Annotated in this window: 14 protein-coding genes and 1 tRNA gene; 3 read left to right on the top strand and 12 right to left on the bottom strand. The window is 51.4% G+C overall.

Features of this window, described 5'->3' with window-relative positions:
- Nucleotides 1–6: 6 nt before the first annotated feature.
- The 7 genes from MOV14_RS05995 to MOV14_RS05965 form a co-directional block, all read right to left on the bottom strand.
- On the bottom strand, nucleotides 7–2,211 hold the full coding sequence (locus tag MOV14_RS05995) for an elongation factor EF-2 (protein ID WP_318536427.1): 2,205 nt from the start codon (nucleotides 2,209–2,211) through the stop codon (nucleotides 7–9).
- 115 nt (nucleotides 2,212–2,326) lie between these two features.
- Complete coding sequence (locus tag MOV14_RS05990; protein ID WP_442786678.1) at nucleotides 2,327–3,655, bottom strand: TiaS agmantine-binding domain-containing protein; 1,329 nt, start codon at nucleotides 3,653–3,655, stop codon at nucleotides 2,327–2,329.
- Between the two features lie 16 nt (nucleotides 3,656–3,671).
- Entirely contained in the window at nucleotides 3,672–4,253 is a 582-nt protein-coding gene (locus MOV14_RS05985) for a 50S ribosomal protein L6 (protein ID WP_318536425.1), read from the bottom strand.
- A 129-nt stretch (nucleotides 4,254–4,382) separates the two neighbouring features.
- Nucleotides 4,383–4,467: transfer RNA gene (locus MOV14_RS05980), tRNA-Leu, on the bottom strand.
- Between the two features lie 119 nt (nucleotides 4,468–4,586).
- Nucleotides 4,587–4,973, bottom strand: a complete 387-nt coding sequence (locus MOV14_RS05975) for a RidA family protein (protein ID WP_318536424.1) — start codon at nucleotides 4,971–4,973, stop codon at nucleotides 4,587–4,589.
- Nucleotides 4,974–6,197, bottom strand: coding sequence for a threonine ammonia-lyase (gene ilvA, locus MOV14_RS05970; protein WP_318536423.1), 1,224 nt, complete (start codon nucleotides 6,195–6,197; stop codon nucleotides 4,974–4,976).
- Between the two features lie 47 nt (nucleotides 6,198–6,244).
- Nucleotides 6,245–7,150: a PfkB family carbohydrate kinase gene (locus MOV14_RS05965; protein WP_318536422.1), complete on the bottom strand. Its 906-nt coding sequence runs from the start codon at nucleotides 7,148–7,150 to the stop codon at nucleotides 6,245–6,247.
- A 150-nt stretch (nucleotides 7,151–7,300) separates the two neighbouring features.
- Here MOV14_RS05965 and MOV14_RS05960 point away from each other — a divergent pair, with 150 nt between their 5' ends.
- From MOV14_RS05960 to MOV14_RS05950, 3 genes are all read left to right on the top strand, one after another.
- Nucleotides 7,301–8,329 carry a polyprenyl synthetase family protein gene (locus tag MOV14_RS05960; protein ID WP_318536421.1) on the top strand — a complete coding sequence of 343 codons (1,029 nt, stop codon included), beginning with the start codon at nucleotides 7,301–7,303 and terminating at the stop codon, nucleotides 8,327–8,329.
- A gap of 17 nt (nucleotides 8,330–8,346) precedes the next feature.
- Nucleotides 8,347–9,117 (top strand): isopentenyl phosphate kinase, encoded by a 771-nt coding sequence (locus MOV14_RS05955; protein WP_318536420.1) that lies wholly within the window; start codon nucleotides 8,347–8,349, stop codon nucleotides 9,115–9,117.
- Nucleotides 9,118–9,195: 78 nt separating this feature from the next.
- Entirely contained in the window at nucleotides 9,196–9,609 is a 414-nt protein-coding gene (locus MOV14_RS05950) for a secondary thiamine-phosphate synthase enzyme YjbQ (protein WP_318536419.1), read from the top strand.
- A gap of 1 nt (nucleotide 9,610) precedes the next feature.
- Here the strand turns inward: MOV14_RS05950 and acs are convergent, their stop codons facing one another.
- The 5 genes from acs to MOV14_RS05925 form a co-directional block, all read right to left on the bottom strand.
- Complete coding sequence (gene acs / locus MOV14_RS05945) at nucleotides 9,611–11,725, bottom strand: acetate--CoA ligase alpha subunit (RefSeq protein WP_318536418.1); 2,115 nt, start codon at nucleotides 11,723–11,725, stop codon at nucleotides 9,611–9,613.
- Between the two features lie 115 nt (nucleotides 11,726–11,840).
- Nucleotides 11,841–12,833 (bottom strand): branched-chain amino acid ABC transporter permease, encoded by a 993-nt coding sequence (locus MOV14_RS05940; protein WP_318536417.1) that lies wholly within the window; start codon nucleotides 12,831–12,833, stop codon nucleotides 11,841–11,843.
- Nucleotides 12,834–12,850: 17 nt separating this feature from the next.
- Nucleotides 12,851–13,756 (bottom strand): branched-chain amino acid ABC transporter permease, encoded by a 906-nt coding sequence (locus MOV14_RS05935; protein WP_318536416.1) that lies wholly within the window; start codon nucleotides 13,754–13,756, stop codon nucleotides 12,851–12,853.
- A gap of 20 nt (nucleotides 13,757–13,776) precedes the next feature.
- Entirely contained in the window at nucleotides 13,777–14,493 is a 717-nt protein-coding gene (locus tag MOV14_RS05930) for a branched-chain amino acid ABC transporter ATP-binding protein (RefSeq protein ID WP_442786677.1), read from the bottom strand.
- On the bottom strand, nucleotides 14,490–15,254 hold the full coding sequence (locus MOV14_RS05925; RefSeq protein WP_318536414.1) for an ABC transporter ATP-binding protein: 765 nt from the start codon (nucleotides 15,252–15,254) through the stop codon (nucleotides 14,490–14,492). The genes MOV14_RS05930 and MOV14_RS05925 overlap by 4 nt, the downstream gene beginning before the upstream one ends.
- Nucleotides 15,255–15,261 lie beyond the last annotated feature (7 nt).

Here is a 15,261-nt window from a genome sequence, read left to right as displayed (position 1 = left end):
GCGCAGCTAAGGTCCGATAAAGTCTTCAATTCTCGGGAGCCGCTTTGGCAACCCCTTGCGTTCCCTTATAGCAAGAGCGATCTCTTCTAGTTGCGATGCGGGGACAGGGGCCCAGCGGTAGAATTCATAAGCGAAGAAAGCCCTACCTTGCGTTGCTTCGCGTAACTCATCGGCTATGTTGAAGCTTTCAGCCACAGGAAGCTCTGCGAGGACGCGCATGATCATCCCTTTCTCTTCCATTCCTATTATCTTACCTCTATGTCTGTTTAGGACATTTAGAACCCCGCTTACGTGAGTTGTCGGCACTTTGACATCCACTTTCAGTATGGGCTCTAGAAGAGTGGGTTTGGCCGATAGCAAAGTCGCCATTATGCTGTTCTTCGTGGCTGGCATTATCTGCGCGGGACCTCTATGCGCTGGGTCCTCGTGAAGAACAGCGTCAACCAAGACCACCTTTACGCCTCTTACGGGCTCTTGTGCCAGTGGACCAGCCTCCATAGTCCATCTGAAGCCCTGAATTATTGTGTCCCGCACCTCTCTGAGGTACTGTATGCCCGTTGTCTTGTTTACGATTATGTTGAAGTTCTCGTCGATGTCCCAGATATTTCTAGCTTCATCAGTATCCCAGCCAGCGTACTCCCTTAGAATAGACGCTCTTTCACGCCAATCCTGGTCTGGGTAGACCTTACCCTCTTGAAGGAGCTTTATCGTCTCCTCGTTGAGGGGTTCGGCATAGAAGTATAGCTTATTGTGCTTGTTGGGGGATTTACCCTCGAACACCTGGCCTTTTTCGCGGATAGTCTCTCTGTACCGTACTATAGGCGGCGAGGTCACGATGTCGATGCCTGTTCTCTGCTTGAGCTCCCAAAGCGTTATCTCGAGGTGCAGTGTGCCAACTCCGCTTAGGAGGTACTCGCCCGTTTCTTGGTTGATATACACTTTTAGAGTTGGATCCTCAATAGCGAGCTTTCGAAGAATATCAACCAGTTTAGGCAGATCGCTGCTCTTCTTCGGTTCTAGAGCAATCGTTACCACAGGCTCAGCGACATAGGCCAGGTGCTCGAAGGGCACCATAGCTTCCTTGAACCTTGTGTCTACGACGGTTTCGCCGGCCCTGGCTTTCTCCAGCCCAAGCATAGCAACTATGTTTCCGGCCGAGATCTGGTCGGTTTTCTCTCGATACGGCCCCATGTATAGACCTACCTGCAGGACTCTAGCGGTATCCTTAGCATTTACAAGGTAAACTTCTTGCCCCTCTGTCACAGTACCGCTAAAAACTCTGCCGGTAGCAACGTGCCCGGCATGCGGGTCTATGGTTATCTTGCTCACCGCAACGACCGTCGGACCATCGGGGTCGCACTCCAGCATTGCCTTTCCTATTTCACTATTCAAATCGCCACGCCAGAGCTTGGGTACCCTGTACCTCTGGGCTTCCCTCGGATTGGGTATATGCTCTACGACCATGTCGAGCAGAGCCACGTAGAGCGGGAACTCCTGTGCAAGCTGCTCTTTGTTGTCGTGCATGTATGCGTCGATTATGTAGTCGAACTTTACCCCCTTCTCTGCAGCTAGGGGTACTGTGAGCCCCCACTTGTGCAAAGCGCTACCGAATGCGACCTGGCCCTTTGCGAAATCGACCTTCCATTTATCCCTGAACTCTTTGTCTGCGTAAAGCTCTATCAGACCGTTAAACTCCTTAACGATCTCTACAAACCGCTGCTGGATTTCCCTTGGCTCTAACCTTAGCTCCTTTATAAGCCTGTCTACTTTGTTTATGTATAGCAACGGCCTAACGTACTCCTGTAAAGCCTGCCTCACGACGGTCTCGGTCTGTGTCATAATGCCTTCGACAGCATCTACAACTACTATGCCTCCATCCATCATTCGAAGGCTCCTAGTAACGTGTCCGGTGAAGTCTACGTGCCCGGGAGTATCTACGAGGTTGATTACATAAGGCTTACCCTGCCATTCGTGGTAAAGCGACACGTTAGCAGCTTTCACTGTCATTTGTCTAAGTTGCTCGATCTCGACGTAGTCCAGAGCCAACGCTTGGCCAGCCACCTTGGGGCTCAGGATTCCAGCACCCATGAGCAGTGAGTCAGAAGTCGTCGTTTTGCCGTGATCAACATGCGCTAGGGTACCTATATTCCTCACTTGCTCAACGTTCCTCATTATCTTGATGATATCTGAGACCTGTTTGTAGCGAACCATCTCTCCACACCTGTGCCGCTCTAGCAACACAAGTTACGCATATAAGATTTTTCTGACTGCAGGAGGGCCGCGTAGAGCACTCTCCTAGAAGTAATGTAAGTGTGAGTGAGCGTGACTAGAGGGGGCCAGCTAGCGGGGGGAGAACCGCCGTAAAACTTCTCTCTATACCGTATACCTCTAACGGTCGGGACAGATGCCTGTAAGCTCTAGCGCTCTGAACGTATAGGCCAGGCTCCAGTATCCTTGGCAGCTCCTCCCGGTTTTTGGCAAGAAAGTTGCCGCGGAATCCGCACTTGCGGCATCTGTACCCTTTATTCCTCCCGGCGGATTCTAGGCGTGAACCACATACGGGGCATAACGGGTTCAAAACACGCTCAATTGGTTTGACTGAGAGCACGCGTAGAAACTCCGCGTTTAACGTTAAAACCCTTCTAGGGATAACTCCTCCTCCGACTTCCACAACATCACCCTCTCTGAGCAACCTCGCAACCCTGTTGAGCCTCCCAGTCTCCTTATAGAACATCGAGTCGATGCAACCACTACCATCGCATACTTCAACCTTGACGTGCCCTCCCTCGAGAACTAAAGGCCTGCCTTTCACAGTCGCTTCGAGAATTACTGAGTCGTAGGGCCTAATCTCCGCCACCCGCTTCTTGAACACAAGGTGAGCGTTTGTTGCCTGGTTACTCTTGTACAGGATAAACCCTACGGCACCAAGGCTCTTGATACGTCCTTTGAGGTATTTCTCTAGCACTTCAAGCAGGGTCTCGGCACTCAGAGACCTAAACCCCATTAGAACAGGGTCAGGACCTCGGGGTGTTACGAGGGGCCTGCGCTCGGAGTAATCGTACGTAGCGAAAACTGTAGGTCTGAATTTCCTATCTATCTCTATAATAACCCCTTCATCTAGAACGGCCTTTGGCCCTCTGAAGCTCGGGTCCCTATACACCAATAGTTCGTAGGTGTAGTCCCTCAGGGGGTAGGCGCCTATGGCTGCTAGGGCCCCTACAATGCCCCTAGCCTTCCCACGCCGAAAAACCATGACGTCTAGCATCCCGCTAGCAACAAGTCCCTCGACGTAGCTACGTGGGACTAGGCTTGTCAACGCGGCCCGGTAGAGTTCTCGTAGGGTGTCAGTGACCCCTCCTTTCAACAGGGCAAAGCCGGGCGAAGTTTTACCGTGATGCTCCGAGTGTCTCAAAACAAACTCTTCGACAGTATCTACAATTTCTGGAACTTTATCTTCAGGCACGTCGAGGTGGATAGATATCGCAGCATTTCCTCTCGTTTTGAAAGGTACGTTAGGGTTTAAACGCACCAGATACGGGAAATCCAGAAACCTGTAGCCTCTCCTCTGGAACTCAACCACTAGCTCATAACCCAGATAGGTTGTGCAAAAACCCTCCGGTGAGTCTGTGTCATCCACTCCGATGTGGAGTTCCATGAACTATTCCTTATTTTTATGACTTCAGATGCTCAACGGCGTAGAGATATATGCCGTCGAGCACACCGGGGCCTGTGCCCTCACGCCCGTGCGGGCTGGGTCTCCTATCTCCAGTTAGCTGCGTCGCATGGTGTATATTGGCCGCAGTTTGGGCGACAGCCTCCTTGTCCACACCCTCAATGATGACGTCCTCTTTCTCCACCTTCACTTTAACTCCAGGCAGGATTTCAGCGTACCTCTTGCCTCTCTCACCCAGGAAGTTTTCGATTATCACTTTGTCTTTGTCGACCTTAAGCGTCATTGGGAAGTGAGCATAGACTACCTTCATCTTATACCGGAAACCCTTAGTTACTCCTATTATCATGTTGTTTATGTGAGACGCTATGGTTTTTACGAGCGAGTATTCACGCTTGTTTGCCAGGTAAGCCTCAACCTTAATGAAGCCATTCTCAATGGACAGTTCTATCTTCTTCGCAAAGCTGAAGTCGCGCTCAACCTTACCGAGAGGACCCTCAACGCTTACCTTCTTGCCCTCTAGCTGCACCTTCACGTTCTCGGGAATCTTAACTCTCTCTTCGACGTGGAATACCCTAACCATGTTTACCCTCTTCTCGTAGAGGGGGCTAGTCTATAAACATTTTTCTTCAACGGACAAGAGGCAGAGAAAATATAGGCTGAAAATGCGATAACGAAGAAAACTGAGAACGATGGTGGGATAACTAGGAAGTGCGGGGGCCGGGATTCGAACCCGGGCAGGCCGACGCCAGCGGAGCCTGAGTCCGCCCCCTTTGACCTAGCTCGGGCACCCCCGCTCCTACTCTTTCTGCCAAAGACGGAATATTAACTTTTCCGCATCCTTGGATAAACGAGGAAACTGGGCACGACTATCATAGGAAAGAATTTTACTCATAACCAGGGAAAAATCCTTACATCAAGATTTCTTAAAGGCTATCACCGATATCTCCACTAGGGCTCCTCTAGGCAAATCCGCAACTTGAACCGTCACTCTCGCTGGAGGCTCTCTGTGGAAGTACTGGGCGTACACCTCGTTAAATTCGTTGAAGAGTCTGATGTCCTTGAGGAAAACAGTAGCATAGACGACATCCTCCATTGTGAGCCCCGATTCTTCGAGTATAGCCTTTATGTTTTCCAGGACGCGCTTCGTTTGTTCCTTTATCCCCCCTTCGACGATGTTGCCCGTCTGCGGGTCTATGGGTATCTGCCCTGAGACAAAAACAAACCCTGCCGCTTCGACAGCTTGACTGTAAGGCCCGATGGGTTTCGGAGCATTAGGAGTGAAGAGTATTCGTTTTGTCATTCAGGCCACCTCTTCAAAGTTCAAGCCGAGCTCTTTTAGTTTTACTAAAAGCAGGTTCACGGACTCCTTCGAGGGGACTTCCAAGCCGAGCGTTACCTGCGCCATTCCCGGTATAACCAGAGGATTTACGCGTTCATGGTCGATGGACACGATATTAAGTCCAAGCTCCGCGATGACGTCAACTACTTTCTTTAACTGGCCTGGCCTGTCAGGAAGCATGCCTCTAATCCTGACCTGCCTACCTTCTATGAAAAGCACCTGGTTAATTATCCTTGATAGCATCGACGGATCAATGTTGCCCCCTGAGACCACGGCAACCACACGCTTCCCCCTAGCCTCTACAGCCCCAGAGAGCAGCGCGGCTACAGAAAGAGCCCCAGCCGGTTCGGCAACGGTTTTCGCGCGCTCAAGAAGGATGAAAACAGCTCTAGCTATGTCCTTATCGTCCACCAGAACAACATCATCCACGGTCTCTTCCATTATCCTCAGGGTGGTTTCTCCGGGCCTCTTTACAATAACCCCGTCCGCAATGCTCCAAACATTAGGTGTCTCGACGAGTTTCCTCTGCTTAAAGGAGAGGTACATCGCTGGCGCCCCGGAAGGCTGCACACCAATAACCTTTATTCGATCGTTGAGTTTCTTCAGGGCCACAGCTATACCCGAGATAAGCCCCCCACCTCCCACAGGAACCAAAACAACATCCACGTTCGGCGCATCTTCGAAAATCTCGACGCCTATAGTTCCCTGTCCAGCTATTATGTCCAGGTCGTCGAAGGGGTGTATCAGGGGCGCTTTCTGCTCTTCTGCGAATTCTACAGCCTTCTTGTAAGCGTCGTCATACGTCTCCCCGTACAGGATAACCTGGGCGCCGTAACTTCGAGTAGCGTTAACTTTGTAGAAAGGTGTGTAGCGAGGCATGAATATCGTCGCGTCCACCCCCAGTAACGACGCTGAGTACGCGACGCCTTGCGCATGGTTTCCCGAGCTGGCGGCCACTACTCGCGTGACGCCTTCAGCCCTCTTTAACTTGCTTATCTTGTAGTAGGCCCCTCTCACCTTGAAAGCGCCTGTCTTTTGAAGATTCTCGAGCTTCAGGAAGACCTCTGCCTTAGTGACGTCGCTCAGAGTCCTACTAGGAAGAAGAGGTGTTCGGTGAATTACTGGACCCAGCACCTCTCGTGCTTCCTTTATCCTCGAACTAACCTCGTCCAACAGCGGCTTCATCACGTACTAGTGCTCTAATAGATAAATAAAGCTTTTATCAGTAAAAGCTAAATTTCCTTAATACTCTCGAGTACCTTCTCCGCCCTCCGCGAAAGCTCCCACCTGTTCCTGAGACCGTCTACGCCCGGCTTTTCGATTAGGTACGACACCGCGGCGGCCGCGTAGCTCGCCGCTTCCTTAATGTCCCCGGAGCGTTGGTACTCAATTGCAAAAACTGTGGTGAAAACGTCTCCCGCTCCAGTCCTGTCTACAACGCGATTTGTCTCGGCTGGAGGCACGAAGAACACCTTCTCCTTGGTCGCGACATAACCGCCGTCAGCACCCATTGTGACCAATGCTATTGCAGCGCCTTCATCAACAATTTTCCTCGCAAGTTGTTGGGGTGGGGCATCTCCGAAGAGAGCCTTTGCTTCACTGACTTCCGCATGAACAATGTTCGAGAGCGATATTACGAGTAACGCCTCCCTCGAGGAGGATAGGTAAACTCTCCTGTCGGGACCGACCCGCCTCAAGTAGCCCTGAAGGTCGCTTACCACAAGTGACGCTCGCTCGGAGATCTCCTGAACCACACTTGGTGCAACTTCCCCTACGAGAGCCCCTATGACTGCTATAGACCCCCTAATTTTCTCTAATGGCACATCGCTTGAGAGAATATCTTCACACCTCGAGAGCAGGTACAGTGTTCTCTCAGAGTCTTCGTAGACGAGCTTGAACTTCGTGGTAGGAAGATCCTTCGACACTGAGATGTACGTTGTGTCGACGCCGCTTCTTGCGAGGAAAAGCAGGTACTCGTCAGGAAAATCCAGGCCTATCTTAGATATAATGTAAGGCTTCGCTCTGTGCCTGAGGGCGGCTATGGCACCGTAGGTCACAGTGCCCCCGAGACTCCGCCTAACGTTCCCTCGAACCACCAGCACGTCCACGACTAAATGTCCGAGCAAGAATACGTCCATAGCGACTCCACGGTTTAGCCGACAATGATACTTTAAATGTTTGCTTAGGTTTCGTGGAGCGTGAAAGTTCAGGCTTACTTAGCCACTTCTTAAACGCAGCACTGAGGGTGTGCCACAATCGATATATCTCATCTCTGTTTGTTCTGAAGCGTGGAAGGAGCGGCAACGGTGAACCCCCTCGATTTGCTGGTTGAGTATGGTAAGCGAGTTGACCCGGTCATGGAGAAGTACCTTCTGAGTAATGCTCACCCTGACTTCGCGGAAGCTGTGCTGTATCCGATTAAAATGGGTGGCAAGAGAGTCCGCCCAGCCCTCACGCTGCTTTCAGCTCTAGCCGTCGGAGGTAACGCTGAGGAGGCGTACCCTGCAGCAGCCGGTGTTGAGCTCGCACATAATTACTCGCTGATCCTCGACGACATTATCGACCACAGCGAGGTTAGAAGAGGTATGCCGACGGTGTGGAAGAAGTACGGCCTTAGCACCGCTATACTCGTTGCAGTTCACTATAGGGAAAGCATTTCAGAGGCGCTTAATGATACCAGGGATCCGGAGGCTTTCCACGAGGAAATGGCGCGAGTCATAAAACTGCTCACAGACGGGGAGCGCTTGGACATACTTTTCGAGCAAGCTGGAAGAGAAGATGAGCCGTATGTTCTCAGTAAGCGCTACCGCAAGCTGAAATTAGAGGAGTATCTTGAAATGGTTGAGAAGAAAACAGGTGCGCTCATCGAGGCGTCCTGTTTCTTCGGAGGCCTATCCGTTGAGGGCGTCGACGACGAGGCTCTAACCGCTTTGCGAAGCTACGGTAAAAACGTTGGCATAGCTTTCCAAATCAGCGACGATATTATAGACATATTCGGGGAGGAGGGAAAGACCGGTAAAAAGGTCGGCGGCGACATCAAGGAACACAAGCTTGGGAACATCGTCGTGCTACTGGCACTCGATGAGCTCGGGGAGGATAGCGTTCTGAGCCGAGTCCTAAGAAAAAACGAGGTATCCTGGGAAGAGGTGTCCGCGGCTATAAACGAAATTAAAAAGACCAACGCTTATCGTAGGGCTGATAGTTTAAGGAAGAGCTACGTAGATGCAGCTTTGAAGGCGCTCGAAAAGCTTCCAGATAGTCCGTATAGGCGAATGCTCGAGAGCCTGGCAATATTCATTGAAAGACGCGAGTTCTGACTCCGCGGTGGCGCTCTTTGCTCGCCGTTGTTAAGCTCGGGGGTTCAGTGATTACTGAGAAAACAAGACCCTTCACTCTACGCGAGAGCAACATCGACTTGTTCGCCGACAAGGTCTTACAACTTTACGAAGAAGGCGTGAAGCTGGTGGTCGTCCACGGTGGAGGTTCTTTCGGACACCCTGTTGCGGCAAAGTATTCACTGACAAATGGAAGCTTCTCTAGAGTTAAGGCATACGGTTTTGCCGAGACGAGGTACTGGATGAGCTACCTTAACCTGAAGATCATTGAGAAGCTTTTAAGCAAGGGCGTTCCAGCAGTGTCTGTTCAGACCTCAGCAGTTTCCCAGACGAGAGACGGACACCTGTACAGGTTCGACGCAGACGTCATTGGCCTGTTCCTCGAGAGGATGCTTGTCCCCGTCCTCTACGGCGACGCGGTAGTCGATGTCTCACGCGCTGTAGCTATCCTATCAGGTGACGACATAGCCTCACACCTAGCCCAAGCCCTAAAAGCTGATGTACTAGTCTACCTGATGGGGTCCGGTGGGGTTTACGACCGCCCTCCCAGCAGGCCAGGCGCAAAACTGCTCAGAGAGATACGCCCCGGCGACCCCTTATCCCAAATCTCTGAGAGCGGAATCGACGTCACGGGAGGGCTACAGCACAAGCTCAGTTGCGCTTTCGCGGCTGCCAGGAGCGGTATAAGAGTGGCTATAGGAGGCTTAGCATACTTTGAGGAAATGGTGCTAGGCCGCGACGCACCTTACACCCGCGTACTGCCGGAGTAGACCCATCGGGTTGCCATATGTGTTTAAAGGAGGCCTCGTGGCAAACCTTAAAGTAACGAAATCGTTGTAGAGGATAGTATGAAAGTTGTTGTTAAAACTCTCACATTCTCAACAAGGGAAAAGTTCGAATTAGTTAACATAACAGATGAAGTCGAGAAGGCCGTGTCTGAAAGTGGCATAATCAACGGGATTTGCTTAATTTTCGCTCCGCATGCCACAGGCGCGATAGTAGCAAATGAAAACGAAAAAGGACTTATTAGAGACATTCTTGATCACATTTCACAGTTGTTCCCACCTGGTAAAAACTGGCTACATAATAGGATCGACGATAACGCGCACGCCCACGTAGCCTCCTCTATAATAGGGGCTAGCCTCACTCTCCCTGTTATCAATGGGAAGGTCATCAGAGGGACCTGGCAGGACGTGTTCTTCGTTGAGATGGACGGCCCGAGAACAAATAGGAGAGTAATAATCGAAGTGCTAGGCGAGTAGGTTAGTCGATTTTTCTCAACGTGACTTTAACGTCCACAGCAAGGGCTCCTTTACCTTTCTCATACACGAAGAATGGGTTAATGTCTATGTCTTCTATTTCCGGGATATCCAGCGCGAGCCTAGAAAGCCTTATCAGAGCGTTCACAACGCTCTCTATGTCTGAAGGCTGCTCCCCCCTGTAGCCTTTGAGCACTTGGTAAATCTTCGTCTCTTCCAGCATCTCGACCGCGTCCTCGAGGGCTAGAGGCGCGACTCTGAAGCTTACATCCTTTAGCAACTCTACAAGCACGCCACCACTCCCAACCATAACCAAGGGCCCAAATACCGGGTCCCTGTGCACGCCGATGACGACCTCCTTGCCTTTCTCAGCCATCTTTCTTACGATAATTCCGATTACTCTAGCGTTCGGCGCCTTCCTCGAAACACTGTCCATTATTCTGTTGTAGGCTTCTATTACAGCCTCATCCGAGTCAACGCCGACTACTATGCCACCTACATCGCTCTTATGAAGTATATCGGGTGATTCCACTTCTAGGACGACGGGATACCCTATCTCACGCGCTACCCTGAGCGCCTCGTCGGAGGAGCTCACGAGCGTTTTCTGGAGAACAGGAATGCCATAGTAAGACACAAGTCTTGCGGCTTCAGCGGGAGTTAAAACATACCTTCCTTCCTTTATCACCCTCCGAACAAGCTCGCGGGCTTTGTCGGGATCAGCGTCCACCGATACGAAAGTCCTCCTCTCTAGGCGCTCGCGTATGCGAACATACTTATAAAGCACTCCGAGCGCTGCCATAGCCTTCTCAGGTGACTCGTAGCACGGTACACCGCTCTCGGTCAGCTGGCTACAGGCCTGACTGACCTCTTCACCACCTATAAATGAGGCCACGACTGTCTTACTTACTCCCGTTTCCCTTATCGCCCTAATTATGGCTTGAGCTATTTCTGAGGGGTTTGTTATAGCTGTATGGCAGTAGAGAACTGCAATCGCGTCAACGCGGGGGTCGAGAAGGAGATCCTTCATAGCTCCCATGTACTGCTCAGCGTCAGCCATTCCCGTTAGATCCACGGGGTTGAACACACTCCCGAAGGGGGGCATGTGTTTCCTGAGCTTCTCGGCGAGGTCACTGGGTATATCCATGAGCCTTATGCCCCATTTTTCAGCGGCATCTGTGGCCATTATCCCGGCGCCGCCGCCGTTCGTGAGAATTACTGTGTTTTCACCTGAGGGTAGCTGGCTTTTCGCGAGAGCTACAGCCCAGTCGAAGAGATCGATAAAGCTGTCAGCGAGAATAACACCGCTTTGCTTGAAGGCAGCTTCGTAAGCGGCGAAGCTACCCGCAAGAGACCCTGTGTGCGATTTTATCGCCCCAGCGGTTCTCGCCCCTCTTCCAGCCTTGAGAACTATGATCGGCTTTTTCCGCGCAACACGCCTAGCTACCTCCATGAAGCGCGGTCCGTTACTTATGCCTTCAAGGTAAGCGGTTATGACGCGCGTACTGTTATCCTCCTCGAAAAACTCGAGAAGGTCGACCTCGTCAACATCTGCTTTGTTGCCGAGGCTCACCAAGTCAGAGAGCCCTATGCCCTTAAGCTTGGTCCATCCGACAAGTGCTATTCCTAGCGCGCCGCTCTGAGTTATGAACGCCACTTCGCCGGGGTTGGGCAACCCCTGGCAAAAGCTGGCATTTACCTTCTTGACGGTATCGCATATCCCAACGATGTTCGGGCCCAGGAGGCGCATCCCGTATCTTTTCGCTATCTCAACAAGCTTGCTTTCGAGCTCGTAGTTACCTATCTCCTTGAAGCCGCTAGTTATCACTGCTACTGCCTTAACGCCTTTTTTCCCCGCCTCCTCTAGCACAGAGGGAACCGCAGGAGCGGGGACAACCACTACTGCCAGATCCACATCGTATGGAACATCAAGTATGGATGGGTAGCATTTCAAACCAAGTATCTCGTCCGCGTGGGGGTTGATTGGGTAGATCCGCTCCTTGGGGAAACCCCCCTCCAGTAGGTTCCTTACAACCTGATAGCCTATTTTTTCGGGATTTCGGGATGCACCGATGACGGCAACGGAGCGGGGACGTAGCAGGTACTCTAAGCCTTTTGACACTTAGCTTCACCAGCCATGCAATCGTTAAGTAACTTAAAGATTTTTATAAGCAAAGCCGGATAATTACTTTAACTTCTCAATTATGTTTTTTCAACAATCGTCGAAAAACAAACTGCTACTCCTTCCGAACGGTGAGAGGAGGTTTTTCTGGAACCAACCCTCCGGGGCGCCACATCACAACGAGTATAAGCAACGTTCCGAAGATGATGTACGAGAAGTAGTTCACGTCAAACGGTAACAGTACCTGTTGCTTAGCGAAAGTTATCGCTCTGTCGAGCGCGATGTACACGCCTGCACCTACGAGTGGACCGAATGGGTTTCCCCTGCCCCCAATTACGACCATGAGGATGACAATGAAAGTCTTCATTATTGTGAAGTCATCCGGGTTGACGGAGCCGACATAGAATGCATAGAGCACACCTGCAATCGCGGCCAGCATGGACCCGAGCATTAATACTGTGGCTCGGATCTTAACTATGTTCCTGCCAAGGCTCTGGGCTGCGACTTCATTATCCCTTATCGCGCGCAGGACTCTCCCAAAGGGAGATGTCGTCAGTTTGTAGTAAGACAGCCAAATTACAGCTAAGAACGTCACGGCTATTAAAAGCAGTGTAATGCTTCTAAGCTGAACAGGGAGAAATGCCAGAAAGTTCGGAATCCCAGCTCCAAATGTGCCGCCCACGAGCGGTTCATAGTTTCTCGCAAAGACTCTGACGAGCTCGCTGAACGCTATGAGAGTTATACCAAGGTAATCCTCGCGAAGGCGTAAGGCGGGATATGATGCTATGAGACCCAATAAGGCGGCTACAGGTATCGCTACAAGGAGAGGTACTACGAATACTATGATGCCTAACATTGGATTCAAAGCTATCTTCTCAGACACCATGGTCGCGTAAATCCAGCTTGTACTCTTGAAGTCTCCTTCCCACGTGGCCCCAATGAGCCATACACCGATGCGCGTGGCTAGCGCACCGACGGAGAAGGCGCCAACGGCATACATAGCAGACTTGGCAAAGTTAGGTATTCCTAGTTCTCCGTACTCTATTTCGACGGAGATTGCGAGTATGGCATAGACGGAGTACAGGACGCCGAGATCCATTAGAAACATGAGCAGGTCCACAGATGTCACCTCTTTCTACTCCACAACGAGGCAACTCCGCTGGGAGCGAGCAGTAAAGTCACTATTATGGCTATGAAGGAGACGGCAGGGCGGTAGGCCGTGCTCAACCCCAGGCTTGACAGGGCATACGTGAACAAAGTCTCGGAAAAGCCTATAATGTATGCACCGACAACACTCCCAGTAAGGCTTGTCAAGCCACCAACTGTAGCAGATGCGAATATCGAAAGAAGTAGCGTAAAACCAGTGTCAGGGTTAACGGGTATTCGGAACGGTAAAAACACTCCTGCCACAGCTCCCAATCCGCCTGAGAGCGCCCAACCCAGCGCGAACACCCTCCTAACATTTATTCCAAGAGTTTCCGCGAGCTGAGGATTTTCGATTGCAGCTCTCATCGCTATTCCTATCCTTGTCTTAAAGAGAAGGGTATACAGGGTCAGCAAGAGGAGCATTGTGGTTAGAGTTGATAGGACCAGTACCCCGGCGAGAGAAAAGCCCGCAAAGTCAAGTGTTACGTCCTTGAATATAAACCCCCTAGAGTACACCCGTAACGTGAGCTGGAGGAAATCCGCGTAAAGCTGCATTGATGCTCTTAGAATCATGTCGATAGCCATCGAAACTATCATCAGGGTGACGAGAGTTGATCGACCCCTCAGCTTGTCGAACACTAGAAAGTAGATGGCGGCGGCCACGGAGGCGCCTGCCGCGAAGGCAAGTGGGATGTGAACATAGGGGGAGAGTTGGGTCAAAACGCTGGCGGTGTAAGCCGAGTAAATACCTATAATCGCAAAGTCCCCCTGAGCGAAGTTCGAGACCTTAGAAGTTAAAAGAGCTAGAGCAAGCCCGATGGACAGGAGGGCAAGTAGGTTGCTGTATACCAACCCGTTAATAAAAACCTCTAGGAGCACCTGCACATTCAACCACCAAAAGACGCCTACAGCCCCAAGTAGAGTTTCCCCAACTCTCTGTTTTCCAACAACTCCGACGCTGCACCGTAGAACCTAGGCTGGCCTGAGACCAGCAGGAGAGCTCTGTCGCCGATCTCCAGCGCCTTCAAGGCATTTTGCTCTACAAGCACAATCGTGAGACCGTGCTCGTTTCTAAGAGCTTGTATCTGATTGAAAACCTGAGCCGCCAGCTTTGGTGAGAGAGCGGCCGTTGGTTCATCCATCATCAAGGCATGCGGATTTCTGAGGAGGTTCATAGCTAACGCCAGCATCTGGCGCTCACCCCCGCTGAGCGTTTTTGCTTTCCGTTTAAGGAGGCCTCGCAGAGCCGGAAGCATCTCTAGAACGTTCTCGAGGCGCTTCTCGAACTCCTCGCGAGGAAGGTTGTGAGCCGCCAGGACAAGGTTCTCGTAAACGGATAAGCTCTCGAATGTGTTTCCGAGCTGCGGAAGGTACGCGAGGCCCATGGTGGAGCGCTTGTGAGGTGGCAAACTGGTGATTTCGGCGCCGCTCAGCAACACTCGCCCTTTAAACACCCTCGCTAGGCCGAAAAGACCTTTGAGAAGCGTGCTTTTACCGCTCCCATTAGGACCCACAATTACGAAAATCTCCTTTTTGTGAACACTGAAGGAAACCCCGCTCACAATCTCCATTTTTCCATATCCAACCGCTAGATCCTCGACGTCCAGCAGGCTCAATCTCACCCACCTAGGTAGGCTTCGATAACCGCGGGGTTCTTGATGACTGTGTCGGGAGAGCCTTCGGCTATTACTTGACCCTGGTGCATCGCATAGACATAGTCTACGAATTTAAGAGCTATGTCTAGCCTGTGCTCCACGACAAGGAATGTAACCCCGAGCTCGTCACGCAACGTTCTGAGGTAACTCATAATCTCGTTAGCCAACGAGGGGTTCACTCCCGCAAGGGGTTCGTCTAAGATTATGAGCTGGGGGTCGCTCATGAGCACCCGCGCGAGCTCAAGGAGCTTCATCTGACCACCGCTTAGGTCGGATGCTGGAGCATCCCATAGGTGATCCAGGTTTAGAAGCTTCAGCACCTGAAACGCTCTGCCCACGTATTTCTTCTCCCTAAGCCTCCAGCTGTCGCTTAACAGTATCTCTAGCACTCGCTCCTCGTAGTACTCTCTCATCGGTACGAGAACGTTTTCCAAGACGCTTAGGCTTGTGAATAGTTGCGGTGTTTGGAACGTCCTAGCAAGGCCCAGACGGAACCTCTCGTGGGGTGACAGCCTCGTGATATCTTTCCCGTTGAAGTACACGCGGCCATCATCCGGCTGCAGTAATCCACCTATTACGTTTATCAGGGTGGACTTCCCGCTGCCATTCGGGCCAATAATCAGGGACAGATTTTTCGGCCCTACGCGGATGCTCACGTTGCTGAGAGCTGTAACACCGCCAAACCTCTTAGAGATATTACGCGTGGAAAGAATAGGAGAAATAAGCATCTTTAAA

This window comes from Infirmifilum sp. NZ, from assembly GCF_022693705.1.
In the GTDB taxonomy this organism is placed as follows: Archaea; Thermoproteota; Thermoprotei; order Thermofilales; family Thermofilaceae; genus Thermofilum.
The sequence above is the reverse complement of the archived record's forward strand: the minus strand, read 5'-3'. Positions and strand labels throughout refer to the sequence as shown.